This window comes from Caldimonas sp. (assembly GCF_046291045.1).
Lineage (GTDB): Bacteria > Pseudomonadota > Gammaproteobacteria > Burkholderiales > Burkholderiaceae_C > Caldimonas.
Genome location: NZ_JBKBSL010000005.1, coordinates 39886 through 65232, shown reverse-complemented (window position 1 = coordinate 65232; position 25347 = coordinate 39886). Strand labels below are relative to the sequence as shown.

At 67.1% G+C, this 25347-nt stretch carries 24 protein-coding genes; 8 read left to right on the top strand and 16 right to left on the bottom strand.

Annotated elements, in window-relative coordinates; genetic code table 11:
- Positions 1–7: 7 nt before the first annotated feature.
- The 3 genes from urtA to ACK4ZD_RS03060 form a co-directional block, all read right to left on the bottom strand.
- On the bottom strand, positions 8–1282 hold the full coding sequence (gene urtA, locus ACK4ZD_RS03070) for an urea ABC transporter substrate-binding protein (RefSeq protein ID WP_409658645.1): 1275 nt from the start codon (positions 1280–1282) through the stop codon (positions 8–10).
- A 209-nt stretch (positions 1283–1491) separates the two neighbouring features.
- Positions 1492–2436, bottom strand: a complete 945-nt coding sequence (locus ACK4ZD_RS03065) for a response regulator (RefSeq protein WP_409658643.1) — start codon at positions 2434–2436, stop codon at positions 1492–1494.
- The gene (locus ACK4ZD_RS03060; protein ID WP_409658640.1) at positions 2417–5881 is read right to left on the bottom strand and encodes an ATP-binding protein; all 3465 of its coding nucleotides are present in this window, start codon (positions 5879–5881) and stop codon (positions 2417–2419) included. The genes ACK4ZD_RS03065 and ACK4ZD_RS03060 overlap by 20 nt, the downstream gene beginning before the upstream one ends.
- 74 nt (positions 5882–5955) lie before the next feature.
- Here ACK4ZD_RS03060 and ACK4ZD_RS03055 point away from each other — a divergent pair, with 74 nt between their 5' ends.
- The 7 genes from ACK4ZD_RS03055 to ureG are packed head-to-tail and all read left to right on the top strand — an operon-like array spanning position 5956 to position 10424.
- Positions 5956–6258, top strand: a complete 303-nt coding sequence (locus ACK4ZD_RS03055) for an urease subunit gamma (protein WP_409658637.1) — start codon at positions 5956–5958, stop codon at positions 6256–6258.
- Positions 6259–6311: 53 nt separating this feature from the next.
- Positions 6312–6485, top strand: a complete 174-nt coding sequence (locus ACK4ZD_RS03050; RefSeq protein WP_409658634.1) for a hypothetical protein — start codon at positions 6312–6314, stop codon at positions 6483–6485.
- Positions 6485–6790, top strand: coding sequence for an urease subunit beta (locus tag ACK4ZD_RS03045; protein WP_409658631.1), 306 nt, complete (start codon positions 6485–6487; stop codon positions 6788–6790). Before ACK4ZD_RS03050 ends, ACK4ZD_RS03045 begins: the two co-directional genes overlap by 1 nt.
- Complete coding sequence (ureC, locus tag ACK4ZD_RS03040; protein ID WP_409658628.1) at positions 6790–8517, top strand: urease subunit alpha; 1728 nt, start codon at positions 6790–6792, stop codon at positions 8515–8517. The genes ACK4ZD_RS03045 and ureC overlap by 1 nt, the downstream gene beginning before the upstream one ends.
- 26 nt (positions 8518–8543) lie before the next feature.
- Complete coding sequence (gene ureE / locus ACK4ZD_RS03035) at positions 8544–9095, top strand: urease accessory protein UreE (protein WP_409658625.1); 552 nt, start codon at positions 8544–8546, stop codon at positions 9093–9095.
- Positions 9028–9777, top strand: coding sequence for an urease accessory protein UreF (locus tag ACK4ZD_RS03030; protein ID WP_409658622.1), 750 nt, complete (start codon positions 9028–9030; stop codon positions 9775–9777). The genes ureE and ACK4ZD_RS03030 overlap by 68 nt, the downstream gene beginning before the upstream one ends.
- Positions 9774–10424: an urease accessory protein UreG gene (ureG, locus tag ACK4ZD_RS03025; protein WP_409658619.1), complete on the top strand. Its 651-nt coding sequence runs from the start codon at positions 9774–9776 to the stop codon at positions 10422–10424. Before ACK4ZD_RS03030 ends, ureG begins: the two co-directional genes overlap by 4 nt.
- A gap of 10 nt (positions 10425–10434) precedes the next feature.
- Here ureG and ACK4ZD_RS03020 read toward each other — a convergent pair whose 3' ends face one another.
- Genes ACK4ZD_RS03020 through ACK4ZD_RS03005 form a run of 4 tightly spaced genes read right to left on the bottom strand, consistent with a single transcriptional unit; the run spans position 10435 to position 13478 of the window.
- Entirely contained in the window at positions 10435–11394 is a 960-nt protein-coding gene (locus ACK4ZD_RS03020; RefSeq protein ID WP_409658616.1) for a S49 family peptidase, read from the bottom strand.
- A gap of 58 nt (positions 11395–11452) precedes the next feature.
- Complete coding sequence (locus ACK4ZD_RS03015; protein ID WP_409658614.1) at positions 11453–11824, bottom strand: Rieske (2Fe-2S) protein; 372 nt, start codon at positions 11822–11824, stop codon at positions 11453–11455.
- The gene (locus ACK4ZD_RS03010; protein WP_409658611.1) at positions 11821–12486 is read right to left on the bottom strand and encodes an HAD family hydrolase; all 666 of its coding nucleotides are present in this window, start codon (positions 12484–12486) and stop codon (positions 11821–11823) included. The genes ACK4ZD_RS03015 and ACK4ZD_RS03010 overlap by 4 nt, the downstream gene beginning before the upstream one ends.
- Positions 12483–13478, bottom strand: a complete 996-nt coding sequence (locus tag ACK4ZD_RS03005) for an RluA family pseudouridine synthase (protein ID WP_409658760.1) — start codon at positions 13476–13478, stop codon at positions 12483–12485. The genes ACK4ZD_RS03010 and ACK4ZD_RS03005 overlap by 4 nt, the downstream gene beginning before the upstream one ends.
- Before the next feature lie 701 nt (positions 13479–14179).
- Between ACK4ZD_RS03005 and ACK4ZD_RS03000 the strand changes: the two genes are divergently transcribed.
- Entirely contained in the window at positions 14180–17044 is a 2865-nt protein-coding gene (locus tag ACK4ZD_RS03000; protein WP_409658608.1) for a ribonuclease E/G, read from the top strand.
- A 3-nt stretch (positions 17045–17047) separates the two neighbouring features.
- Here the strand turns inward: ACK4ZD_RS03000 and nagZ are convergent, their stop codons facing one another.
- From nagZ to lepA, 9 genes are read right to left on the bottom strand one after another with little or no spacing between them, the layout of a single operon-like run.
- Positions 17048–18106, bottom strand: a complete 1059-nt coding sequence (nagZ, locus tag ACK4ZD_RS02995; protein WP_409658605.1) for a beta-N-acetylhexosaminidase — start codon at positions 18104–18106, stop codon at positions 17048–17050.
- A 1-nt stretch (position 18107) separates the two neighbouring features.
- On the bottom strand, positions 18108–18503 hold the full coding sequence (gene acpS / locus ACK4ZD_RS02990) for a holo-ACP synthase (protein WP_409658602.1): 396 nt from the start codon (positions 18501–18503) through the stop codon (positions 18108–18110).
- Entirely contained in the window at positions 18500–19294 is a 795-nt protein-coding gene (locus tag ACK4ZD_RS02985; protein WP_409658599.1) for a pyridoxine 5'-phosphate synthase, read from the bottom strand. The genes acpS and ACK4ZD_RS02985 overlap by 4 nt, the downstream gene beginning before the upstream one ends.
- Positions 19291–20085 (bottom strand): DNA repair protein RecO, encoded by a 795-nt coding sequence (gene recO, locus ACK4ZD_RS02980; protein ID WP_409658596.1) that lies wholly within the window; start codon positions 20083–20085, stop codon positions 19291–19293. The genes ACK4ZD_RS02985 and recO overlap by 4 nt, the downstream gene beginning before the upstream one ends.
- Before the next feature lie 17 nt (positions 20086–20102).
- Positions 20103–21026 (bottom strand): GTPase Era, encoded by a 924-nt coding sequence (era, locus tag ACK4ZD_RS02975; RefSeq protein ID WP_409658593.1) that lies wholly within the window; start codon positions 21024–21026, stop codon positions 20103–20105.
- 35 nt (positions 21027–21061) lie between these two features.
- Positions 21062–21745 carry a ribonuclease III gene (gene rnc, locus ACK4ZD_RS02970; RefSeq protein WP_409658590.1) on the bottom strand — a complete coding sequence of 228 codons (684 nt, stop codon included), beginning with the start codon at positions 21743–21745 and terminating at the stop codon, positions 21062–21064.
- Between the two features lie 31 nt (positions 21746–21776).
- Positions 21777–22139 carry a DUF4845 domain-containing protein gene (locus tag ACK4ZD_RS02965; protein WP_409658587.1) on the bottom strand — a complete coding sequence of 121 codons (363 nt, stop codon included), beginning with the start codon at positions 22137–22139 and terminating at the stop codon, positions 21777–21779.
- A gap of 47 nt (positions 22140–22186) precedes the next feature.
- Positions 22187–23155, bottom strand: coding sequence for a signal peptidase I (gene lepB / locus ACK4ZD_RS02960; protein WP_409658584.1), 969 nt, complete (start codon positions 23153–23155; stop codon positions 22187–22189).
- Positions 23156–23179: 24 nt separating this feature from the next.
- On the bottom strand, positions 23180–24988 hold the full coding sequence (gene lepA, locus ACK4ZD_RS02955; protein ID WP_409658581.1) for a translation elongation factor 4: 1809 nt from the start codon (positions 24986–24988) through the stop codon (positions 23180–23182).
- Positions 24989–25347: the final 359 nt, after the last annotated feature.

Here is a 25347-nt window from a genome sequence, read left to right as displayed (position 1 = left end):
CCACGCTTTACTTCTTTTCGGGCTCGTCTTTCTTGCCCTTGTTCTCGGGAATGAAGGGGCTCCAGGGCTGGGCCTTGACGGGGCCTTTGGTCTTCCAGACCACGTTGAACTGGCCATCGGCCTTGACTTCGCCGATGAACACCGGCTTGTGCAGGTGGTGGTTCTTTTCGTCCATCTTGGCCACGAAACCGCTGGGCGCCTGGAAGGTCTGTCCGGCCATCGCCGCGATCACTTTGTCGGTGTCGGTGCTCTTGGCCTTCTCGACGGCCTGCTTCCACATGTGGATACCGATGTAAGTGGCCTCCATCGGGTCGTTGGTCAGCGGGCGGTCCTTGTGGCCGGGGATGTTCTTGGCCTTGGCGTAGTCCGACCAAGCCTTGATGAAGGCATCGTTGGTCGGGTTCTTGATCGACATGAAGTAGTTCCAGGCGGCCAGGTGGCCCACCAACGGTTTGGTGTCGACGCCACGCAGCTCTTCTTCGCCCACCGAGAAGGCCACCACCGGCACGTCGGTCGCCTTCAGGCCCTGGTTGCCGAGTTCCCGGTAGAAGGGCACGTTGGAGTCCCCGTTGATGGTGGAAACCACCGCCGTCTTCTTGCCCGCCGCGGCGAACTTCTTGATGTTGGCGATGATGGTCTGGTAGTCGCTGTGACCGAAGGGGGTGTAAGCCTCCATGATGTCGCTGTCGGGGATGCCTTTGGACTTCAGGAAGGCGCGCAAGATCTTGTTGGTGGTGCGCGGGTAGACGTAGTCGGTGCCCAGCAGCACGAAGCGTTTGGCCGATCCGCCGTCCTTGCTCATCAGGTATTCCACCGCGGGAATGGCCTGCTGGTTGGGCGCCGCACCGGTGTAGAACACGTTCTTGCTGAGCTCTTCGCCCTCGTACTGCACGGGGTAGAAGAGCAGGCTGTTGAGCTCCTCGAACACCGGCAGCACCGACTTGCGCGACACGCTGGTCCAGCAGCCGAAGACCACGGCCACCTTGTCCTGGGTGATGAGCTGGCGGGCACGCTCGGCGAAGAGCGGCCAGTTCGATGCGGGATCGACCACCACCGGTTCGAGCTTCTTGCCCATCACGCCGCCCTTGGCGTTGATCTGCTCGATCGTCATCAGGGCCACGTCCTTCAGGACGGTTTCCGAGATGGCCATGGTGCCCGACAGCGAATGCAGGATGCCGACCTTGATGGTGTCGGACTGGGCATGGGCAGGCAGGCCGATGGCGGCCACGCCCAAGGCGACGGCACCCAGGGCCTGGTTGAAGTGGCGGCGGGAGGGGGACATGGCAAGCGCTCCTTTGCGATGGCTGGGCTGTGGGGAAGAGACAGCCGCAGGTTAGGCAGGCTGCAGGCGAGCGCAAATACGCCACATGGCGTAGGCGGCACCGTGTCGCGTCGCCGGTGAGCCAGCAACGTCGATCGGCGGGAGCGATGACCTCTCTCAAGCTTCGTCGATCGCCCCCCCAGCCCCTGACCAAGGCCCCCAGCGCGGGTTCAGCGATGGCCCAATTGCGGCACCCGCACCATGGCCAGCGCGGCTGCCGCGGTGCGGGTTTCCACCCCCAGCTTCTCGAAGACGTGCTCCAGGTGCTTCTTCACCGTGGCGGGGCTGGCGCCCAGGATGTCGCCGATATCGCGATTGGTCTTGCCCTGCACGACCCAGTACAGCACCTCGGCCTCGCGGGTGGTGAGCCGGAAGGCCGCCATCAGGGCTTCGAGCATCACCGCATCGTTGGCCTCGCGCAGCACCAGGAACCACTCGCCGTCGCCGGTGGGGTGATGCAGAGCCAGCGTCAGGCGACGTGCGCCTTGCACAAGAACGCGGCTGGCAGGCTCGTGGGCTGCACGGGCCTGCTCGGCCTGCTGGCGCACCCATTCGATCAGTTCGGCATCGAGGAAACCCACCGACCCCGGTCGATAGGATTCGAGATACTGGCGCGCCAGCGGAGTCTGCCAGGTGATACGACCATCGGACAAGCGAACGGCCAGCGTGGCATGACCGAACACATCCAGCGCCTGGTGTGCCTGTCGGGCTTGCCGGGCACCTTGAAGATGGGTGGCAATCCGGGCGATGACTTCCCGGGTGCGCACGGGCTTGGTCACGTAATCCACACCCCCAGCGTTGAAGGCTTCCACCACGTGTTGCGTGTCGGTGAGGCCGGTCATGAAGATGATGGGGATGCCCGCGGTGGATGGCTCGGCCTTCAGACGGCGCGCCACCTCGAAGCCGTCCATGCCAGGCATCACGGCATCCAGCAGCACGATGTCGGGCTGGGCCTGGGCGGCGCGCCGCAGCGCGCCTTCACCATGGGTGGCCACCAGCACGGTGTAGCCGGATTCATCCAGCGCGTCGTGCAGCACGGCCAAGTTGTCGGGCACGTCGTCCACCACGAGCACCACGGCATCGGCGGGCGCAAGTTCAGGCAAGGCGGGGTTCATCGAGGGCGTCTTGAAGGAGACGGGTCATGGTGTCGAACTGGAACTCGCGTGCCAGGCCCCTCAGACGAGCCACAAAGGCGGCGCAATCGGGGCGTTCGGCTTCGATCTCGTCGAGTAGACGAACGATGCCGCGGTAGTAGCCCAGCGCCACCTGGTCGGCCAGGCCGCGCAAGCGATGGGGCTCGGGCAGCGCTTGTCTCCCCGGGGCCGGTGCCATGGCCTGCGGCGCAGGCTCTGGCGCCACCACCCATTGCAGCGACAAGCGCGCGCCCAGCCAATCGAGCAGTTCGGCCACCCTCACCGGCTTGACGAGGAAGTCTTGAGGGGTGATGCCCACATCGTTGTCCAGCCCCTTGTCGAAGGCATTGGCCGAGACGATGGCCACAGGCGCCGCGCTCAAGCCTTCGCGCTGAATGCGGCGCAGGGTCTCCCATCCGTCGATGCCTGGCATGGCCAGGTCCATGAAGATCGCGTCCGGCTGGATCTGGTGCAACATCGCCAGGCACTCGTGCCCGGAGGCAGCCTGATGGATCTCGAAGCCCAACGGCTGCAGCACGCTGACCAGCAGTCCGCGGTCCACCTCCTCGTTGTCCACCACGAGGATCCGCTTGCGAGGGCCCAGGTAGCCGGTGCGCGCCGAGCGCGGCATCTCGGCCTCTGGCACCGTGGCGCGCAGTTCGGGCAGGAAGAGCCGGATCGAGAAGCAGGTGCCCACACCCGGGGTGCTGCGCACCGTCATTTCGCCGCCCATCAGGTCGGTGAGCATCTTCGCGATCGTCAGCCCCAGCCCGGTGCCGCCCACGACCGCCCCGCCCGCGGCCGACCCACGCTCGAAGGGCTCGAAGATGCGCGACAGTTCGTCGGCCGTCATGCCAGGCCCGGAATCCTCGATCTCAAAGCGCGCCATCTCCCGGGCGTACTGCAGGCGAAACACCACCTCCCCGCGGTCCGTGAACTTCACCGCATTGCCCAGCACGTTGATGAGGATCTGGCGCAGCCGCTTTTCGTCGGCCCGCACGGCTTCGGGCACACCGGTATCGAACTCGTGGCGAAAAGCGATGCCCTTGCCCACGGCTTGCAGTTCGAACAGGCGCGCGATCTCGAACATGCTGTCGCGAAAGCGCACGGCCTTGACGTCCAGCGCCAGCTTGCCGCTCTCGATGCGCGCCAAATCCAGCGTGCCTTCGATCAGCGACAACAGGTGGTCGCCCCCGCGGCGGATCACGCGCACCGCTTGCTTGCGATGCGCTGGCATGGCCTCGTCCTCGTCAAGCAGCTGGGCATATCCCAGAATGCTATTGAGCGGCGTGCGCAGCTCATGGCTGATGGTGGTGATGTAGCGGCTCTTGGCCTGGTTGGCCAGCTCGGCTTGGCGCTTGGCCTGCTGCAGGGCTTCGTCGGTGCGTCGATGCAACTCGATCTCGCGCATGAGCGCCTCGGTCTGGCGGTTGGATTCCTCCTGCGCCACCGTGCGGCTGCGGTGCGCCAGCACCACCCACCAGGCCACGATCCCCAGCACCATCAGCAGCACGGCATAGGCTTTCAAGAAGCTGGCCCGCAGCGAAGGCGCCAACGCTGCCGCCTGGTCGCCCAGCGCGCGCATCTCCTGGTGGTAAAGCAAGACGAACAACGCAGCCAGCACCGGCACGATCAACGTCATCAGCAGCAGGTACTGCGCCAGGCCCGTCTGGATATAGGGCGCAGCGCGGCGCGGCAACAGGCGGCGCAGCGCCGCAGACCATTGCGACGACAGCCGCGCCTGCGGCTTGCACAGGTCGTTGCAGCGCGCATCCAGCGTGCAGCACAAGGAACAGATGGCGCCCTGGTAGGCCGGACACTGTGCCATGTCCTCGCGCTCGTACTCACGCTCGCAGATCACGCAGCGGGTGACGGGGCGCAGGCGGCCGTAGCCGCCTTCACTTCCGGGGTCGAGCCGGGGCAGACCGTCACGCCGAGCGATGTAGTAGCGCCCCTTCGTGGCCCAGGCGATCAGCGGCGATACCACCACGGCCGTCACCAGTGCGATCAGCGCCGAGAAGGCCTGGGCCCCCTCGCCGAAGAGGCCCAGGTGGGCGGTGATCGACAGCACGGAGGCCGCCACCATCGCGCCCACGCCCACCGGGTTCACGTCATACAGGTGGGCGCGCTTGAACTCGATGCCTCGGGGCGACCAGCCCAGGGGCTTGTTGATCACCAGGTCGGCCACCACGGCCATGATCCACGAGATGGCAATGTTGGAATACAGCCCCAGCACCCCGCCCAGGGCCTGGAAGACATTGAGCTCCATGAGCATCAACGCGATCAGGGTGTTGAACACCACCCACACCACCCGCCCGGGGTGGCTGTGCGTGAGGCGCGAGAAGAAGTTCGACCAGGCCAGCGACCCCGCGTAGGCGTTCGTCACGTTGATCTTGAGCTGCGACACCACCACGAAGATCGCCGTGGCCGCCACCGCCCAGCCATAGTCGGCAAGCACGTACTCGTAGGCCGCGAGATACATCTGGTTGGGGTCCACCGCCCGTTCGGCTGGCACCATGTGGGTCAGCGCCAAGTAGGCCAGCAGCGCTCCGCCCAGCATCTTCACCACGCCCAGCACCACCCAACCCGGCCCGCCCATCAACAGAGCGCCCCACCAGCGCCAGCGGTTGGCGCGCGTCTTCTCCGGCATGAAGCGCAGGTAATCCACCTGCTCGCCCATCTGCGTGATCAGCGCAATGCCCACCGTGGTGGCTGCGCCGAAGGCCAGCCACTGGAAGGAACCACCGCGGCCGTCCTCCCCCGCATACGAAGCGAGCCCGGACAGCAGCCCCGGGTTGTGATGGAACACGTAAACGTAGGGCAGCACCAGCAGCACGAACCACAAAGGCTGGGTCCACACCTGGAAACGACTGATGATGGTCACGCCGTGGGTCACCATGGGGATCACCACGAGCGCGCACACCAAGTAACCCCAGGTGGGCGGCAGCCCGAAGGCCAGTTCCAACGCATAGGCCATCACCGCGGCCTCGAGCGCAAAGAAGATGAAGGTGAAGCTCGCGTAGATCAGCGAGGTGAGCGTGGAGCCGATGTAGCCGAAACCCGCGCCGCGCGTGAGCAGGTCCATGTCCACGCCGTGGCGCGCCGCATAGACACTGATGGGCAGACCGGCCAGGAAGATGATGAGTCCCGTCATGGCAATGGCCAGCGCGGCGTTGATGAAGCCGTACTGCACCAACAGCGTGGCCCCCACCGCCTCCAGGATCAGGAAGGAGGCCGCGCCAAACGCCGTGTGGGCCACCCGCCACTCCGACCACTTGCGAAACGACTGCGGCGTGAAGCGTAACGCGTAGTCCTCCAGGGTCTCGCGCGCGACCCATTCGTTGTAGTCGCGCCGGATCTTGATGACGCGCTGGACCGCCCCAGGAGCGGGTGGCGTGTCGGTAGAGGGCGTGGCGCTCAGGTCCATGGCGACAGCTTGCGTACAAGAATCGCACCAGCCCGGTCCGGGAGGGCTGGCATTCATCGTGCAAGAGGGTCTGCATGGAACTGACCCCGCGCGAAAAAGACAAGCTGCTGATCTTCACGGCGGCCCTGCTGGCCGAGCGTCGCAAGGCCCGCGGGCTCAAGCTCAACTACCCTGAGGCGGTGGCCCTGATCACGGCGGCCATCCTCGAAGGCGCCCGAGACGGCAAGTCGGTGGCCACGCTGATGAGCGAGGGCAAGACCGTGCTCACGCGCGCCGATGTGATGGAGGGCGTGCCCGAGATGATCCCGGACATCCAGGTCGAGGCCACCTTCCCCGATGGCACCAAGTTGGTGACGGTGCACCAACCGATTGCATGACCCCCAGCCACGCACTCGAACGGTGCGCGCCCGACCGATCCCTGAGGCCCCCCATGACCGTGAAACATTCCACCCTCCTCCTGATGGCCCTGACCTCGCTGCCTGCACTGGCCCATGAAGGGCACCACCTGCCCGGCGCCCACCACTGGCACGCCACAGACGTTTTCGGCTACGTCGCGCTGGTGGGGGTGATCGGCCTGGCCTGGTGGTTCTCGGGGAGGAAGTGATGATCCCCGGCGAACTCTTCACCGATGGCGCCGACCACGTCCTGAACCCGGGCCGGCGCACCATGACGCTGGTGGTGCAAAACGCCGCCGACCGCCCCATCCAGGTGGGCTCTCACTACCACTTCGCCGAAGCCAACGGCGCGCTGCAGTTCGATCGGGCCGCCGCGCGCGGCATGCGCCTGAACATCGCCTCGGGCACTGCCGTGCGCTTCGAGCCCGGCCAGCAACGCACGGTCGAGTTGGTCGACTATGCCGGCGACCGGGTCGTCTACGGCTTTCGCGGCCTGGTGCAAGGAAACCTGTGATGCCCACGATCCAACGACGCGCTTATGCCGAGATGTTCGGGCCCACCGTGGGCGACCGCGTGCGCCTGGCCGACACCGACCTCGTCATCGAGGTGGAGAAGGACTACACCCTGGCCGCCGGCGGCTACGGCGAGGAGGTGAAGTTCGGTGGTGGCAAGACCATCCGCGACGGCATGGGCCAGAGCCAGCGCGTCAATGGTCCCGGCGCGATGGACGCCATGGACTGCGTGCTGACCAATGCGCTCATCGTCGACCACTGGGGCATCGTCAAGGCCGACATCGGCCTCAAGGGCTCACGCATCGCCGCCATCGGCAAGGCCGGCAACCCCGACGTTCAACCGGGCGTGGACATCGTCATCGGCCCGGGCACCGAGATCATCGCTGCCGAAGGCCTGATCGTCACGCCCGGCGGCATCGACACCCACATCCACTGGATTTGTCCGCAGCAGATCGAGGAAGCCCTGACCTCGGGCATCACCACAATGATCGGCGGCGGCACCGGCCCGGCCACCGGCACCTTCGCCACCACCTGCACGCCCGGCCCCGAGAACATCAAGCGCATGCTGCAGGCCGCCGAGGCATTCCCAATGAACCTGGGTTTCTTCGGCAAAGGCAATGCCAGCCGTCCCGATGCCCTGCAGCAACAGGTGGAAGCCGGCGCCATCGGCCTGAAACTGCACGAGGACTGGGGCACCACGCCCGCCGCCATCGACACCTGCCTGGGCGTGGCCGAAAACGGTGACATCCAGGTCGCCATCCACACCGACACGCTCAACGAAAGCGGTTTCGTCGAAGACACCATTGCCGCCTTCAAGGGCCGCACCATCCACACCTTCCACACCGAAGGCGCGGGCGGCGGCCACGCGCCCGACATCCTCAAGGTGGTGGGCGAAGCCAATGTGCTGCCCTCCTCCACCAACCCGACGCGGCCCTTCACCGTCAACACCATCGACGAGCACCTCGACATGCTGATGGTGTGTCATCACCTGGACGCCTCCATCGCCGAGGATCTGGCCTTTGCCGAGAGCCGCATCCGTCGCGAGACCATCGCGGCCGAGGACATCCTGCACGACCTGGGCGCGATCAGCATGTTCTCGTCCGACAGCCAGGCCATGGGCCGTGTGGGCGAGGTCATCTTGCGCTGCTGGCAGACCGCGCACAAGATGAAGCAGCAGCGCGGTCCCTTGCCCGGGGACACGGGCCGGCACGACAACGCCCGCGTGAAGCGCTATCTCGCCAAGCTCACCATCAACCCTGCATTGGCCCATGGCATCGCGCACGAAGTGGGCAGCATCGAGGTGGGCAAGTGGGCCGACCTGGTGTTGTGGAAGCCGGCCTTCTTTGGCGTGAAACCCTCGCTCATCCTCAAGGGCGGCTTCATCGCCGCCGCCGCGATGGGCGACCCCAATGCCTCCATCCCCACGCCGCAACCCGTGCACTACCGCCCCATGTTCGGCAGCTTCGGTGGGGCCCTGTCGGCCACGTCGATCACCTTCCTGAGCGCATCGGCGCTGGCGGCCGGCGCCGCCGAACGCTATGGCCTGCGCAAGACGGTATCCGCCGTGCGAGGCTGCCGCCGCGTGAAGAAGGCCGACATGGTGCACAACGCCTACGCCCCGCACATGCAGATCGACCCGCAGACCTACCAGGTGCGTGCCGACGGGCAATTGCTGACTTGCGAACCCGCCACCGTGCTGCCGATGGCGCAGCGCTACTTCCTGTTCTGACGCCCCGCAGGCGTACCATCGCGGGCATGCTGACCGTCAACAAACTCCTCCCCCAAGGCCAGGGCCTGGCCGCCGTGCTGCTCAAGCGGGCCGCCACCGTGGCGCTCGACTGGGACGTGCGACGGAAGAGCCGCTTCGATGCCACTGACAGCCAGGGTCGCGCGCTGGGCGTGTTCCTGCCGCGCGGCACCGTCGTGCGCGGCGGCGACGTGCTCGTGGCCGAGGACGGATCGCTGATCCGTGTCGAGGCCGCGCCCCAGCCGGTGCTGCGTGTGACCGCCTGCCCCGCACACGGCTCGTCCTTCGACCTGCTGCGCGCCGCCTACCACCTGGGCAACCGCCATGTGCAGCTCGAACTGCGGGCCGATCACCTGCAGCTCGAACCCGACCACGTGCTGGCCGACATGCTGCGCCAGATGCACCTCATCGTGACCGAGGTGCAAGCCCCTTTCGAGCCGGAAGGCGGGGCCTATGCAGCGGGTGGTCATGGCCACGGCCATGGACACGCCCATGAGCACGACGCTCATGATGACCATGGCCACGTCCACGGTCCCGGCTGTGGCCACCATCACCACTGAGATGTCGGCCTACGCCACCTGGCTGCAACTGATGTGGCTGGCCTCGCCAGCCCTGCCGGTGGGCGGCTTCAGCTACTCCGAGGGTCTGGAAGCAGCGGTGGAGGCCGGCCTCGTCACAAACGAAGCCCAGGCCAGCGACTGGCTCAGCGACCAACTTCACCTTGCCTTCGGGCGGGCCGATGCCGCCGTGGTGGCCCAGGCGGTGCCCGCCTGGCAGGCCCATGATCTCGCCCGCCTCACGGTTCTGAACGACTGGATGCGCCGCACGCGCGAGTCGGCCGAGCTGCGCCTGCAGACCGAACAGATGGGGCGTTCGCTCGTGGAGTGGCTGAAAAACCGCGCGAACGATGAGCGCGTGGCCACGCTGGCCGCCTTGTCCCCCGCCCCCACCTATCCAGTGGCTTTCGCGCTGGCAGCTGCCCAGGCCGGCGCCACGCCCGAACAGGCCTTGCTGTCCTTCAGCTTCGGCTGGGCCGAAAACATGGTGCAGGCCGCCATCAAGGCCGTGCCCCTGGGCCAGAGCGCCGGCCAGCGCATCCTTGCGCGCCTGGCGGCCGAGATCCCCGACGTGGTGGCCACGGCCCTCGCGCTCGACGACGCTCATCGCCAGGCCTTCACCCCTGGGCTGGCCATCCTGTCGGCCCGGCACGAACAACAGTACTCGCGACTTTTCCGATCATGAGCACCTCCTTTCATGCCATCCCCGGCCGAACCAAGAAGCTGCCGCCCCTGCGCGTGGGTGTGGGTGGGCCCGTGGGCTCGGGCAAGACCACCCTCGTCGAGATGCTGTGCAAGACGATGCGCGACCGCTACGACCTCGTGGTGGTCACCAACGACATCTACACCAAGGAAGACCAGCGGCTGCTCACCGTGGCCGGTGCGCTGGAGCCCGAGCGCATCATGGGCGTGGAAACCGGCGGCTGTCCGCACACGGCCATCCGCGAAGACGCGTCCATCAACCTCGAGGCGGTGGACCGCCTGCTGGCGAAGTTCCCGGACGCCGACATCGTCTTCATCGAGTCCGGCGGCGACAACCTGGCCGCCACCTTCAGCCCGGAACTGTCCGATCTCACGATCTACGTGATCGACGTGGCCGCCGGCGAGAAGATCCCGCGCAAGGGCGGCCCCGGCATCACCAAGAGCGACCTCTTCGTGATCAACAAGATTGACCTTGCGCCCTATGTGGGCGCCAGCCTCGACGTGATGGCTGCCGACACCGCCCGCATGCGGCCCCACAGGGCCTGGGTGATGACCAACCTCAAGACCCGCGAGGGCCTCGACCAGGTCATCGACTTCATCGAAACGAAAGGCCTGCTGAAGAAGGCGTGAGCCCGCCGCCTCAGCGCAGCCCACCCATACCGCGCAAGGCCGCCACCATGCCCTCACCCACGGCCGCACCGAAGCGCTTGGCCAGGCGTTCAGCCACGTTTTCGCGCGGCGTATAGTCGATGATGTCCTCGGCCTTGACCACCTCGCGGGCCACGTAGTCCAGGCTGCCGTAGCGGTCAGCCAGGCCCAGGTCGATGGCCTGCTGGCCACTCCAGACCAGACCCGAGAAGGCCTCCTTCTGATCCTTCAGGCGTTCGCCCCGGCCTTCACGCACCTCGGCGATGAACTGCTGGTGGATCTGGTCCAGCAGCGCCTGGGCGTAGGCCTTGTGCTGCTCGGTCTGGGGCGAGAAGGGGTCAAGGAAACCCTTGTTCTCGCCGGCCGTGAGCAGGCGGCGCTCCACGCCCAGCTTGTCCATCAACCCGGTGAAGCCGAAGCCGTCCATCAGCACGCCGATGGAGCCCACCAGCGAGGCTTTGTCCACGAACACCTCGTCGGCCGCCGCAGCGATATAGAAGGCCGCCGAAGCGCACATCTCCTCGCACACCGCGTAGACGGGTTTGTCATGCTGCTGGCGCAGCCGCTCGATCTCGTCGTTGACCATGCCGGCCTGCACCGGGCTGCCGCCGGGCGAATTGATGCGCAGCACCACGGCCTGCGCGCCGCTGTCTTCGAAGGCATTGCGCAAAGCCGAGATCAAGTTTTCCGCACTGGCGGGCGCATCCGCCGCGATTTCACCGCGAACGTCGATCAGGGCGGTGTGCGGCGCGCTGGGCGCCGAGGCCTGCAGCCCCTGCCGGTACAGCAGCGCCAGGAGCCCCAGGGCCAGCAGCAGCCAAGCCAGGCGGAAGAACAGGCGCCAGCGCCGTTCGCGCCGTCGGTCGTCGAGATAGGCCTGGGCCAGACGGACGAGGGCTTCGTCCCCGGCCCTTCGAGGCGGGGTGGAGGCAAGAGAGGTCTCGGGTTCCATGGGATCCTGACAGAGGAGAGATTCGTCGTTGTGCACGGGACGGGGACGGGACCGCAGCTCAGTCGGCAAACGCCGGCTGCACGTCATCGCTGGGGTACCAGTAGACCTTGCCATCGCGTTCGGCCAGCGGCACCTCGATCAGACGTGAGCGCGCGCAGGGCCCCCCCACGCATTCGCCGCTGCGTGGGTCATAGACGGCACCGTGGATGGAGCAAATGATCCATTCGCGGCTGTCGTCGAGGAATTCGCCGGGCTGCCAGTCCATCTCGGCCGGCACATGGGCACAGCGGTTCACATAGGCCACGGCCCGCCCCTCGAAGCGCAGCGCAAAGGCCCGCACGTGTTCGTTCCACAGCCGCACATCGAACAGTACGGCCTTGCCGCGTTCGGTCAGCGCCTCGGAATCGCACAGCTCGATGCCGGGGTTCATGCGTGAGCCTCCAGCCAGCGGTGCAGCTCGGGCACCGAGCTGGCGATGAAGCGGGGAGCCAGCTCGCGCAGCGCCGCCGGGTCGTGGGCACCGTAGCTCACCGCCACGCCGGCCGCACCGGCATTGGCTGCCAACTGCAAGTCGTGCACGGTGTCGCCGATCATCAACGTACGCTCGGGCTCCACGCCGAATTCGCGCATCAACTCCAGCAGCATGCGTGGGTCGGGCTTGGAGGCCGTTTCGTCGGCCGTACGCGTGCCGTCGAAGAGGCCCTGGAGCTGCACGGTGCGCAGCGCCTCGTCCAGCCCCCGGCGCGACTTGCCGGTGGCCACGGCCAGCCAGTGATGGCGTTGCTTGAGCGCATGCAGCATCGCCAGGCTGCCGTCGAACAGCACCAGCTCATGCTGCTGCGCGAAGTAGTGGTGGCGGTAGCGCCGGCCCAGCTCGGGGTAGCGCTCCACCGGCAAGCCGGGCACCACCTGCTGCAGGGCATCGTGCAGTCCCAGACCGATCACGTAGGCCGCCTCACGTTCGCTGGGCACGGGCACGCCCAGGTCCGCACAGGCCGCCTGGATGCAGCGCACGATCAGCGCCGTGGAATCGAACAAGGTGCCGTCCCAATCGAAAACGATCAGGTCGAACTGGCGAGGTCGCTGGTTCATAGGTGTTGGAGCAATTCTGCGCATTCGCGCGGCAGAGGCGATTCGAGTTCAAGAGCCTCCCCGGTGGCCGGATGGTCAAAACGCAAGCGTCGCGCATGCAGGAACATGCGGTCGAAGCGGTGGCCCGCCAGGGCCTGCCCCCGCGCAAAGGCCCGGTTCAGCACGAAGTCGCCGTACTTGTCGTCGCCGACGATCGGATGGCCCTCATGGGCCAGATGCACGCGGATCTGGTGGGTGCGCCCGGTTTTGATGGTCACGTCCAACAGGGTGTACCCGGCAAAGGCCTGCGTCACTCGCACCAGAGTGATCGAGCGCCGTCCCTGTTCGGCGCCGGCAGCCACAGGGCGAACCCGCCGCTCGCCCTCGCCGGTGAGGTATTTGTGCAGCGGCACATCGATGACCTTCTTGTGCGCAGGCCAGGCCCCGATTACCAAGGCCGCGTAAGTCTTGCCCGTTGCGCGGCTGCGGAACTGGTCCTGCAGGGCCGTCAGCGCGCTGCGCCTCTTGGCGATGAGCAGCAGGCCCGAAGTCTCTTTGTCCAGGCGGTGCACCAGCTCCAGCATCTTTGCCTGCGGCCGCGCCCTGCGAAGCTGCTCGATCACACCGAAGCTCACGCCGCTGCCACCATGCACGGCCACGCCGGCAGGCTTGTCCACGGCGAGCAGGTGATCGTCCTCGTAAACGACGGGGAACTCACGCGCCGGCGTGAGCACGTCCTCACCGCGCGGAGCCAGGCGCACCGGCGGCACGCGCACCTCGTCGCCCAGGGCCAGCCGGGTGTCGGCCGCAGCCCGGCCCTTGTTCACCCGCACCTCGCCGCTGCGCACGATGCGGTAGATGAGCGACTTGGGCGCCCCCTTGAGCGTTTTGGCCAGGAAGTTGTCCAGACGCTGGCCCGCCGAGGCTTCATCGACGACGACATGGCGCACCTCGGGCCCTGGCGCTCCACCGCTGCGCGCAGCCGGCGGTTTCGCCCGTATAATCTGTTGCACCACGTTTGCGTTGTAAGTGTTTGATTTGCAAGAGTTTACCCCTCTCGCTGTGGCGGGGGCGGTCTGAGGGCTCTCGAACACCTCCAGCGCCAGCGGGTCGGCCGCCGGCGGGCACAGTCTGTGAGTGTCTGCCAGCGGCCACAAGAGTTGATGCAGCGCGGTCCCGTGGCTGCGGGTCGTCTCCCAAGGTGAGCCGACGGCAGTGGACACGGCCCGCGTCAGAGCCAACGCACACAAGAACCCAACAACAAGGTTTTCCGGCCGCAGGCCGGCGCCGCTTGCGAGACCGCCCGCGCCCCCCTGGGCGCTCCGATCTGGCAAGCACCGCCTGCAGCCTTGCGTTCAGTGATCCCATGCGGACTGCACCCCCCGGCCTCCTTCCCCCACCGCATCGCTGCGGCATGACACCGGCCCTGCGGTTGCGCCGGCACGCCCCGCGGCTCGGCGTCGGAAGGGCCTCCGGTGCACCCGGCCCAGCGTCGGCCCGGCGTCGATCGTCCGCTGTCCAGTTCACTCCTCGCACGCGCCAACGCGGCTGACCCGGCGGGGCTTCCCGCAGCGCCGGCCGTCCAGGGCGATTCCTTCCGGTTCCTGATTGCGTTCCTCGTGCATCGTTGAGCCGCCCTCCGGTCGTCGAGCCGGTAGCGGCATGTGGTTGTGCCCGTGCGAGCCCTGTGGGCCGTGCGGGTGAAGGAGTGCACATGAAACGCATGCTGATCAACGCGACGCAGCAGGAAGAGCGTCGCCTGGCCATCGTCGACGGCCAGAAGCTGCTGGATTTCGAAACCGAGATCGAAGGGCGTGAGCAGCGAAAGGGCAACATCTACAAAGCCGTCGTCACTCGCGTCGAGCCCTCGTTGGAAGCCTGCTTCGTCGATTACGGCGAGGACCGCCACGGTTTCCTGCCTTTCAAAGAGATCTCGCGCCAGTACTTCAAGGAAGGTGTGGACGTCCGCAACGCCAAGATCGCCGACGTCATCAAGGAGGGCCAGGAACTGCTGGTCCAGGTGGAAAAAGAAGAACGCGGAAACAAAGGCGCGGCGCTGACGACCTTCATCTCGCTGGCCGGCCGCTACCTGGTGCTCATGCCCAACAACCCCCGCGGCGGCGGTGTGTCGCGCCGCATCGAGGGCGAGGACCGCGAAGAACTCAAGGAAGCCCTCGACCAGCTCGAATACCCCAAGGGCATGAGCCTGATCGCCCGCACCGCCGGCATCGGCCGCAGCGTGGCCGAACTGCAGTGGGACCTCAACTACATGCTCAAGCTGTGGGCCGCCATCGACGAAGCGGCCCAGGCCGGCAAAGGTGCCTTCCTGATCTACCAGGAGTCCTCGCTCGTCATCCGCGCCATCCGCGACTACTTCACCGCAGACATCGGCGAGATCCTGATCGACACCGACGACATCTACGAGCAAGCGCATCAGTTCATGAATCACGTGATGCCCGAGATGGCGCACCGCGTGAAACGCTACCGTGACGATGCCCCGCTGTTCAGCCGCTTCCAGATCGAGCACCAGATCGAGACGGCCTTTTCTCGCACGGTGAACCTACCCTCGGGCGGGGCCATCGTGATCGACCACACCGAGGCCCTGGTGTCCATCGACGTCAACTCGGCCCGCGCCACCCGCGGCAGCGACATCGAAGAAACCGCCACGCGCACCAACCTCGAAGCGGCCGACGAAATCGCCCGCCAGATGCGACTGCGCGACCTGGGCGGTCTCATCGTGGTGGACTTCATCGACATGGAGGAGTCCAAGAACCGCCGCGAGGTCGAGCAGCGCCTGCGCGATGCGGTGCGCCCGGATCGCGCCCGCGTGCAGCTCAGCTCCATCAGCAAGTTCGGCCTGCTCGAACTCTCGCGCCAGCGCCTGCGCCCGGCTCTGAGCGAAGGCAGTCACATCACCTGCCCGCGCTGCAACGGCACCGGCCACATCCGCGACACCGAATCCTCGGCCCTGCAGATCCTGCGCATGGTGCAAGAAGAGGCCATGAAGGAAAACACCGCCGCGGTGCACGTGCAAGTGCCGGTGGAAGTGACCAGCTTTCTGCTCAACGAGAAGCGCACCGAGATCACCAAGATCGAACTCAAGCAACGCGTCACCGTCATCCTGGTTCCCAACAAGCACCTCGAGACCCCCAACTACAAGCTCGAGCGCCTGCGCCATGACGACCCGCGCCTGGAAAACCTGCAGGCCAGCTATACGATGATCGAGGAGCCCGACGACGAAGTCGGCATCACTCGCCGTCGCGACGCCAATGAGAAGGGCCGGTCCAAGCAGGAACCCGTGATCAAGGGCATCCTGCCCGAGACCCCTGCTCCCGTGGCCGCGCCCCAGCCCGAGCCTGCCGCCTCGGTGCCCGCGCCCGTGGCGGCCCCGCCCGTGGCTGCACCCGTGCCGGCCAGCGGCGGCTTCTTCGGCTGGCTGAAGAAGCTCTTCGCCGGCCGCCCCGAAGCACCGGCACCGGCCGCCGCGCCTGCGCAGGCCCAGCCTGCCGCCAAGGAAGGCAAGGCCGAGCGTGGTGAAGGTCGTCGAGGCGACGGCCGCCGTGGCGGTCGGGGGGGTGAGCGTGGCGAGCGCGGCGAACGGGGTGAAGCGCGCGGTGAGAGCCGTCGTGAAGGCCGCGGCGGCCGCGGGGACGTTCGCGGTGAGGGCCGCGACGCCCGTGCCGAAGGGCGCGGCGAGGGCCGTGGACGCAGTGGCGAAGCGCGTGCCGAGGCCGCCGAAGCCCCGCAGCAGCGCAGCGCACGCGGCGGCGAAGGCCGCAGCGAGCCGCGTGGCGAGGCGCGCCAGGATGGCCGCCGCAACACCCCCCCCCGTCCCGAGCGCGATGCCACCATGGCAGCCGCTGCGCCGCAGACCGTGGAGGACACCGCCTTCGTCGACACCGTGCCCCAGGACCAGGGTGAGGCCCCGGCAGAAGGCCCCCGCGAGGCAGGCCGCCGCCGCCGTCGTGGAGGCCGTGGCCGCCGCGAGCGCGAGGCCGGCGTGGAAGGCCTGGCGCCCGACCAGGACGGCGTGAGCCCCGAGGCCGTGGTGGAGCCCGAGGCCCCGGTCGAACCGGCGCAAGCCGAGACATCGCCGGAGGAAGCCCGCGGGGCTGAAGCGCCCGAAGGAGAGGGCCGCCGGGGCCGAGGGCGTGACCGCTACCGTCGCGAGCGCCGTCCTCAGGAAGGCGCCGAGGAGCAGGTGGAGACCGCCGCAGCCGAAGCCCCCGCCCCTGCGGTGGCGGCCCCGGTCAGCCCTGTGGTGGACACCGCACCGCCGACCCCGGTCGCAGCCGTGCGTCCCCTGCCGAAGGTGCCGCACTACGAGCTGCCCCTGTCCAGCCTCAACGAACTGGCCGCCTCAGCCGGCCTGGAGTGGGTGCATTCCGATGCGGACAAGGTGCGTGCCGCACAGGCGCTGATCGCCAACACGCCCCAGCCCATCCGCGTGCCGCGCGAGCGCAAGCCCATGGTGGCGCTGGACGAAGGCCCGCTGGTGCTGGTCGAGACCCGCAAGGATCTCTCCCAGATCACCCTACCCTTCGAGGTCGTCCAGGCCCAGCAGCAACAGCAGCAGTGAGGCTCAGGGCAGGCGCGCCAGCGCCTGCTGGTACGGCGCGTGGTACATCAGCTCGTCCCAGGCCAGCGCAGCGGCCCGGGGCAGCAGGTTCACCCGCCGCGCCTCGCTGTCGGCGCTCGGCTCCCACACGCCGCGCTCGCGGGCATCCCACAGGCCGTCCAGCAGGGTGTCCAGCGCCGCGCCGCCCTCCACCGCCGACTGGTTGCACAGCAGCACCAAGTCGCAGCCTGCCTGCAAGGCAGCCACGGCTGCCTGCACGGCATCGCCCATCACGCTGGCGCCCCGCATGCTCAGGTCATCGCTGAAGATCGCGCCGGTGAAACCCAGCTGAGCGCGCAGGATGTCCTGCAGCCAACGGCGGGAGAAACCCGCCGGCAAGGCATCGACCTTGGGATAGATCACATGGGCCGGCATCACCGAAGCCAACGAGGTGCTCAGCCACTCATAGGGCTTCGCATCATCGGCCAAGATGGCCTTGAGCGAGCGGCGGTCCACGGGGACATCCACGTGCGAATCGGCCGCCACATAGCCATGCCCGGGAAAGTGCTTGCCGCAGGACTGCATCCCCGCCAGCAGCAGGCCGTGCATCACGCTCTTGGCCAGCAGCGTCGCCACGCGCGCATCGCGATGGAAGGCGCGGTCGCCGATCACGCCGCTGGGTCCGTGGTCGAGGTCGAGCACCGGCGTGAAGCTGAAGTCCACTCCGCAGGCTCGCAGCTCTGAAGCCAGCACATAACCGCAGGCCGTGGCCGCATCGGTGGCGCGCAAGGCATCGTCCATCCACAGCTCGCCCAGCCGGCGCATCGGCGGCAAAGAGGTGAAGCCATCGGTGCGGAAGCGCTGCACGCGCCCACCCTCGTGGTCCACACAGATCAGCACGTCCGGGCGCAGCGATTTCACTTCCGCGGTCAGCTCGACGAGCTGACGGCGATCGGCCCAGTTGCGCGAAAACAGGATCAGGCCACCGGTCAGCGGGTGCTGCAGGCGGCGACGGTCATTGTCGTCCAGCGCGGTGCCGGCGATGTCGAGGACCACCGGGGCATGCTCGGGAAGCAGGCTCATCTCATTCCTTGGTTTCCACCACCACGAAGCTGGCGGCGTAGTCGGTTTCGTCGGTCACGCTCACATGGGCGCGCAGGCTGCGGGCCTCGAACCAGGCCGCCAGTTCGCCATGCAGCAGGATTTCGGGCTTGCCGCTAGGCGCCTTGACGATCTCGCAAGCGCGCCAGGTCATCGGCAGGCGCAGACCCAGGCCGATGGCCTTGGAGAAGGCCTCTTTGGCCGAAAAGCGCGTGGCCAGGTAGCGCACGCCCCGCGCCGGCACCTTGGCACGGCGCTGGCGGAACACCTCGATCTCGTGCGGGCCCAGCACCTTGATCGCAAAGCGTTCGCCATGGCGCTGCAACGCCGCCTCGATGCGGCGAATGTCGCAGATATCGGTACCGATGCCGTAGATCACGCGCCCTGCCTCGCCCGCACGGCCTCGGCCTTGAAATCGGCGATGGCCTGACGCAGGCCCACGAAGACCGCATGGCCGATCAGCGCATGGCCAATGTGCAGCTCGGCCACATCGGGCAAGGCCGCGATCGCCGCCGTGCTGCTGGGGCCGGGATGCGGCGGCGGGCGGTCCCACACCGCCAGGCCGTGGCCGGCGTTGGTCTGCAGGCCCAGCGAGCGGCCCAGGCGCAGGCCCTGTTCGATGCGGGCCAGCTCGGACTGCATCGCACCCGCGTCCCGCGCCCACCAGGCCTCGGCATAGGCGCCGGTGTGGATCTCGATGCAGGGGGCGCCGGCACGGGCACTCGCCTCGATTTGAGCGGGGTCGGCCCCGATGAAGAGCGAGACGCGGCAACCGGCCGCGGCCAGGCGCGCGCAGGCCTCCCGCACGCGGCCGAACTGTCCCACCACGTCCAGCCCGCCCTCGGTGGTGAGCTCTTGGCGACGCTCGGGCACCAGGCAGACGTGTTCCGGGCGGGTCTGCTCGATCAGGCCCAACATCTCGTCGGTCACAGCCGCCTCGAAGTTCAGCGGCACATGCAGCGCGGCCTTCAGCCGGCGCACGTCGTCATCGCGGATGTGGCGACGGTCTTCGCGCAGGTGGAAGGTGATGATGTCGGCGCCCGCCTCGACCGCCAGCTCGGCAGCCGCCACCGGGTCCGGAAAGCGGCCGCCGCGCGCATTGCGCAGCGTGGCCACATGGTCGATGTTCACGCCCAGCAGGGGCGCGTTCGCAGAGCCGGAGAGAATCATGGTTGCTGGAGTTCCATCAGGAGCTGGCGGGTGCGCAGCATGGGCGTGCCCAGATGATAGTGAAGCAGGCTGCGCAGCGCCGGCTTGAGCTCGGGCAGGGCCCGACGGCATACCTGCTGCACGGCCGCCAGCCCCTGCGCTGCGCCGGCCGTCTCCAGGGCCTGCTCGGCCTCACGCAGCCAGTCCCCGCGCAGGCCGGCCTCGCCGGGCCCGACCGACCGCACCCCCGCCTCGGCATCCAGACCGTAGCGCGCCGCATCTCGCACCGGAAGCTGGGTCAGGGTCTCGGTGTGCAGCTCGGGCAGCACGCCGATCTCGCGCAACAGCGCCAGCTCGAAGGCCCGCAAGGCCGCCTGCACGCCGACGTCTTCCCCGCCGGCCAGCGCCGGCAAGGTCGCGGCGTAGTGGTCGAACAAGCGCGGATGGGCGTCCGAGCGGGCCAGCAGCTTCATCAGCAGCTCGTTGAGGTAGAAGCCGATGAGCAGGGCCGCGCCGGTCGGCATCGGCAGCCCTCCCGCCCAGTCGGCGGCCTTCAGGGTGTGCACCTCGGCCCCGTCCTCGTCGCGGCTGCTGTAGCTCACGAGCAGACGCTGGAAGGGCAGCAGCACCGGACGCAACTGCGAATAAGGCCGCTTGGCCCCTTTGGCCACCACCGCCACGCGTCCGTGGTGGCGGGTGAAGAGGTCGAGGATCAGGCTCGACTCGCTCCAGTCGTAGTGGTGCAGCACGTAGGCCGGCTCGCCCGCCACGCGGTGCGCATGCCGCCGGCCGCCCGAGGTGCGCGTGGCCATAGGGTGCGGCGCGCGGCCTACTCGTAGCCGTAGGAGCGCAGCCGCTCCTCGTCATCGGCCCAGCCCGAACGCACCTTGACCCACAGTTCGAGGAAGATCTTCGCCTCCATGAGCTTCTCCAGCTCCTGACGCGCCTCCGTGCCGATGCGCTTGAGCCGCTCGCCGCCCTCGCCGATCACCATGCCCTTGTGGGCCTCGCGCTCGACGATGATGGTCGCGGCGATGCGGCGCAGGCGGCCCTCCTCCTCGAACTTGTCGATCACCACGGTGGAGGTGTAGGGCAGCTCGTCCCCGGTGAGCCGGAAGAGTTTCTCCCGGATCATCTCGCTGGCCAGGAAGCGCTCACTGCGGTCGGTGAGCGCCTCCTCGTCGTACCACCAGGCCTGCTCGGGCAGGTGGGGCCGCACGATCTCGAGCAGGCGCCGGACATCCTCGGGTCGCTTGGCCGACAGCGGTACGAACTCGGCGAACGGATGACGCTCCTGCATGCCCTTGAGCCACGGGGCCAGTTCGGCGCGGCGCACCACCTTGTCCAGCTTGTTGGCCACCAGGATCACCGGCTTGCCCTCGGGCAGCAAGGCCAGCACCTTGGCGTCGTCCATGCCGTAGCGGCCGGCCTCGACCACGAAGAGCACCACATCGACGTCGGCCACCGAGGACAGCACCGTGCGGTTGAGCGTGCGGTTCAGCGCGTTGCCATGCCGGGTTTGAAAGCCCGGGGTGTCGACGAAGATGTACTGGGTGTCGCCGATGGTGCGGATGCCGGTGATGCGATGCCGCGTGGTCTGAGCCTTGCGCGAGGTGATGCTCACCTTCTGGCCCACCAGGGCATTGAGCAGCGTGGACTTGCCCACGTTGGGGCGGCCCACGATGGCCACCAGGCCGCAGCGTTGGCCGCTGCGGGGTTCGGCGGGAGGCTGGTTGAGGTCTTCGAGGTTCACAACGTCAAGGCGGCCGTGCCGCCGAAATGAGCCACTCAGGGGGGCAGGGACTTCAGGTGGGCCAGCATGGCCTGGGCCGCCTGCTGTTCGGCCGCACGTCGCGAGGCCCCCTCGCCCACCCGCTCGGCTTGCAACGCCGCCACCGTGCAGCGTACGACAAATTCCTGACGATGCGCCTGACCCCGCGTTTCCACGATGGCATAGGCGGGCACCGGCAGGCGCCGAGCCTGCAGCCATTCCTGCAGCTCGGTCTTGGGATCCTTGGCCGAGGCCTGGAGGTCGCCCTGCGCCAGCACCGGTTCGAAAAGCCGGCGCACCACGGCCTGGGCGGGCTCGAAGCCGGCGTCCAGGTAGACCGCTCCGACAAGGGCCTCCAACGTGTCGGCCAGGATCGACGGGCGCCGGGCTCCACCGCTGCGGGCCTCGCCCTCGCTCAGCCGCACGCTGTCAGGCAAACCCAGGGCCAAAGCGATGCGGTACAGGGACTCCTGCCGCACCAGATGGGCGCGCACGCGCGACAGATCCCCCTCGTCGCTGCGGCCCAGACGCTCGTAGAGCAGGCTGGAGACGGCCAGCCCCAGCACCGCATCGCCGAGGAACTCCAGCCGCTCGTTGTGGTCGGCGCCGAAACTGCGGTGCGTCAGCGCAGCGCGCAGCAGCGCGGGGTTGCCGAAGCGGTGCCCCAGCCGCCGCTGCAGGGCTTCCAGGGTATCGCTCACAGGACGATGACGGGGAACGGTCGCCAACACCTCATCGCGAGCGGCCGCGGTACTTGATGAGCAGGTAGACCGGCTCGAACAGCTCGATCTCCTTGTCGTAGGCAAAGCTGACGACGATTTTCTCGTTGACCTTGGTGATCTCCAGGTCGGCCCCGGAGATCGAGGTGATGGAGTACTCGATTTGCTTCTGACGCTCGAAGGCTGCCCGGATCTCGGGCACCGTGGTGCCACCCTCCTGGGCCACCTTGTTGATCGTGCGCTGGATGGTCCAGTACTCGTTGAGGGTCGGGAACACCCGCATGGCCACCAGGGCGACGAAACCGATCAGGACCGCCCAGAACAACAGGCCGATCAGGGTCACGCCGCGCTGCCGCTGCCACAGGATAGGGATCATCGAGCTGCTCCTCGTGGTGATGACGGTGTTCTGGAGGGCCGGGCCGCTCACTGGAAGAAGGTGCCGACGCGGCTGAGATTACCGAAATTCATCCAGATCAAAAAGGCCTTGCCGACGATGTTGGCCTCAGGCACGAAGCCCCAGTAACGCGAATCCTGAGAATTGTCGCGGTTGTCGCCCATCATGAAGTAGTGCCCCTCGGGCACCTTGCAGACCACGCCCTCGGCGTTGTAGCGGCAGTGGTCGCGAAAGGGGAAGCTGTCGACGGCCAGCATGAACGGCGGCACGTCCTTGTGGGTCAGCACCCGGTGCTCCACGTCCCCCAGCTTCTCGCTGTAGAGCTGGGCGTAGCGGCGGCTGTCCTCGTCGTAGTACTCGCCCAGCGACTGCATCGGCACGGGCTGGCCGTTGATGCTCAGGCGCTTGTTCAGATAGGCCACCTCGTCGCCGGGCACGCCCACCACACGCTTGATGTAATCGATGCGAGGGTCCAGCGGATAGCGGAAGACCATCACGTCGCCGCGCTGAGGCTGGTGGTTGTCGATGATCTTGGTGTTGATCACCGGCAGACGCACGCCGTAGTGGTACTTGTTGACCAGGATGAGGTCGCCCACCAGCAGCGTGGGCACCATCGAGCCTGACGGGATCTTGAACGGCTCGAACAGGAACGATCGCACCAGGAAAACGGCACAGATCACCGGGAAGAGGCCGGCCGTCCAGTCCAGCCACCAAGGCTGCATGAGCAACTGACGACGCGCGTCCTCGACATTGTCATCCACCTGAGCGATGCCCCGGTCGGCCAGCGCCGCACGGCGCTGGGCCGCCTGCTCGACCAGCCGGGCGGCCGAGCGCTCGCGCTGGGGCCTGAAATGGAAACGCTCGGCCAGCCAGTACAGCAGCGTCACTGCGGTCAGGAGCAAGAGCACGAGCGAGAAATTGCCATGCCATTGGCCGAAATACCAACCCCCCAGGTACACGGCCAGGCAGGCGTACAGGACTGCAGTGAGCAGCGACAAGGGATTCTCCCAGCGTTTGTGTGTTCAGTCGTCCACCTGGAGGATGGCCAGGAAGGCTTCCTGCGGCACCTCCACGGTGCCGATCTGCTTCATGCGCTTTTTGCCGGCCTTTTGCTTTTCCAGCAACTTGCGCTTGCGGGTGATGTCACCGCCGTAGCATTTTGCCAGCACGTTCTTGCGCAGCGCCTTGATGTTCTCGCGCGCGATGATGTTGCTGCCGATGGCCGCCTGGATCGCCACATCGTACATCTGGCGCGGGATCTGCTCGCGCATCTTGGCGGCCACCGCGCGGCCGCGGAACTGGGCCTGCGAGCGGTGCACGATGATGGACAAGGCATCGACCCGGTCGCCATTGATCAGCAGGTCCACCTTGACTACGTCGGACGCACGGTACTCTTTGAATTCGTAGTCCATCGAGGCATAGCCGCGGGAGATGGACTTCAGCTTGTCGAAGAAATCGAGCACGATCTCGGCCAGCGGCATGTCGTAGGTCAGCATGACCTGACGCCCGTGGTAGGCCATGTTGAGCTGCACGCCGCGCTTTTGGTTGCACAGCGTCATCACCGGACCGACGTACTCCTGCGGCATGTAAAGATGCACCGTGACGATGGGTTCACGGATCTCCCGGATGCGCCCCGGATCGGGCATCTTCGAGGGGTTCTCGACCTCGATGACCGTGCCGTCGTTGAGCTCCACCTGATAGACCACGCTCGGCGCAGTGGTCACCAAGTCTTGATCGAACTCACGCTCCAGCCGCTCCTGAACGATCTCCATATGCAGCAGGCCCAGGAAGCCGCAGCGGAACCCGAAGCCCAGCGCCTGCGACACCTCGGGCTCGAAACGCAGTGAGCTGTCGTTGAGCTTGAGTTTCTCCAACGCATCGCGCAACTGGTCGTACTCGCTGGATTCGCTGGGGTACAAGCCTGCGAACACCTGCGGCTGGATCTCCTTGAAGCCGGGCAGCGGCTCGGTGGCCGGACCGGCATTGTTGGGCAGCTTCTTCTCCACCGTGAGGGTGTCGCCCACTTTGGCCGCCGCCAGCTCCTTGATGCCGCAAATCACGAAGCCCACCTCGCCGGCGTTCAGTTCGGAGCGGTCCACGGACTTGGGCGTGAACACCCCCAGGTGCTCGACCGGGTAGACGGCGTTCGTGGCCATCAGCCGGACGCGCTCGCCCTTCTTCAAGCTGCCGTCAACCACCCGCACCAGCATCACCACGCCCACGTAGTTGTCGAACCAGGCGTCGATGATCATCGCGCGCAGCGGTCCGTCGGGCTGCCCCTTGGGCGGCGGCATGCGGGCCACGATGGCCTCCAGGATGTCGTCCACCCCCAGGCCGGTCTTGGCCGAACAAGGAATCGCATCGGAGGCGTCGATGCCGATGACGTCCTCGATCTCCGCCTTGGCGCGCTCGGGGTCGGCCTGGGGCAGGTCCATCTTGTTCAGGACCGGGATCACCTCCACCCCCAGGTCGAGCGCGGTGTAGCAGTTGGCCACCGTCTGAGCTTCGACCCCTTGGCTGGCGTCCACCACCAGCAAAGCCCCCTCGCAGGCCGACAGCGAGCGGCTCACTTCGTAGGAGAAGTCCACATGCCCGGGCGTGTCGATCAGGTTGAGGTTGTAGACCTGTCCGTCGCGGGCGGTGTACTGCAAGGCGGCCGTCTGGGCCTTGATCGTGATGCCCCGCTCCTTCTCGATGTCCATCGAGTCCAGCACCTGCGCCTCCATCTCGCGCTCGCTCAAACCGCCGCAGCGCTGAATGATGCGATCGGCCAGCGTGGACTTGCCGTGGTCGATGTGGGCAATGATGGAGAAGTTGCGAATGTGCTTCATGGAAACCTGTATGCGCTGCCTGACGCCAGGCCCCAGCGCATCAAAACCAGCGCGATCGCCAACAAAAAAAAGGCGCGTCGAATCGGCGACGCGCCTTCCAACAAAAGGCTTGGCAACTGCTTTGTTGGGCTTTCATTGTAGCCAAAACCACCCCCTTGGAAACCGCGCCAGTCGGGGCTTGCAGCACGTTGCACGCCACCAACAGAGCGATTATCAACATGATATCCACAATCTCTTGTGGATGGCCTGGGGATAGTCCAGGCCGCTCCGGGGATCCTTCCGCCACTGCGTTGAAAGAGCGTCGAACCACCCTGAATTCTACCGAAGCGCCAGCACAATCCCGGTCGCTCCGAACATTG

Coding starts and splice junctions, on each gene's coding strand:
- urtA (WP_409658645.1), bottom strand. CDS start 1,282: ATGTCCCCCTCCCGCCGCCACTTCAACCAGGCCCTGGGTGCCGTCGCC.
- ACK4ZD_RS03065 (WP_409658643.1), bottom strand. CDS start 2,436: ATGAACCCCGCCTTGCCTGAACTTGCGCCCGCCGATGCCGTGGTGCTC.
- ACK4ZD_RS03060 (WP_409658640.1), bottom strand. CDS start 5,881: ATGGACCTGAGCGCCACGCCCTCTACCGACACGCCACCCGCTCCTGGG.
- ACK4ZD_RS03055 (WP_409658637.1), top strand. CDS start 5,956: ATGGAACTGACCCCGCGCGAAAAAGACAAGCTGCTGATCTTCACGGCG.
- ACK4ZD_RS03050 (WP_409658634.1), top strand. CDS start 6,312: ATGACCGTGAAACATTCCACCCTCCTCCTGATGGCCCTGACCTCGCTG.
- ACK4ZD_RS03045 (WP_409658631.1), top strand. CDS start 6,485: ATGATCCCCGGCGAACTCTTCACCGATGGCGCCGACCACGTCCTGAAC.
- ureC (WP_409658628.1), top strand. CDS start 6,790: ATGCCCACGATCCAACGACGCGCTTATGCCGAGATGTTCGGGCCCACC.
- ureE (WP_409658625.1), top strand. CDS start 8,544: ATGCTGACCGTCAACAAACTCCTCCCCCAAGGCCAGGGCCTGGCCGCC.
- ACK4ZD_RS03030 (WP_409658622.1), top strand. CDS start 9,028: ATGAGCACGACGCTCATGATGACCATGGCCACGTCCACGGTCCCGGCT.
- ureG (WP_409658619.1), top strand. CDS start 9,774: ATGAGCACCTCCTTTCATGCCATCCCCGGCCGAACCAAGAAGCTGCCG.
- ACK4ZD_RS03020 (WP_409658616.1), bottom strand. CDS start 11,394: ATGGAACCCGAGACCTCTCTTGCCTCCACCCCGCCTCGAAGGGCCGGG.
- ACK4ZD_RS03015 (WP_409658614.1), bottom strand. CDS start 11,824: ATGAACCCCGGCATCGAGCTGTGCGATTCCGAGGCGCTGACCGAACGC.
- ACK4ZD_RS03010 (WP_409658611.1), bottom strand. CDS start 12,486: ATGAACCAGCGACCTCGCCAGTTCGACCTGATCGTTTTCGATTGGGAC.
- ACK4ZD_RS03000 (WP_409658608.1), top strand. CDS start 14,180: ATGAAACGCATGCTGATCAACGCGACGCAGCAGGAAGAGCGTCGCCTG.
- nagZ (WP_409658605.1), bottom strand. CDS start 18,106: ATGAGCCTGCTTCCCGAGCATGCCCCGGTGGTCCTCGACATCGCCGGC.
- ACK4ZD_RS02985 (WP_409658599.1), bottom strand. CDS start 19,294: ATGATTCTCTCCGGCTCTGCGAACGCGCCCCTGCTGGGCGTGAACATC.
- recO (WP_409658596.1), bottom strand. CDS start 20,085: ATGGCCACGCGCACCTCGGGCGGCCGGCGGCATGCGCACCGCGTGGCG.
- ACK4ZD_RS02965 (WP_409658587.1), bottom strand. CDS start 22,139: ATGATCCCTATCCTGTGGCAGCGGCAGCGCGGCGTGACCCTGATCGGC.
- lepA (WP_409658581.1), bottom strand. CDS start 24,988: ATGAAGCACATTCGCAACTTCTCCATCATTGCCCACATCGACCACGGC.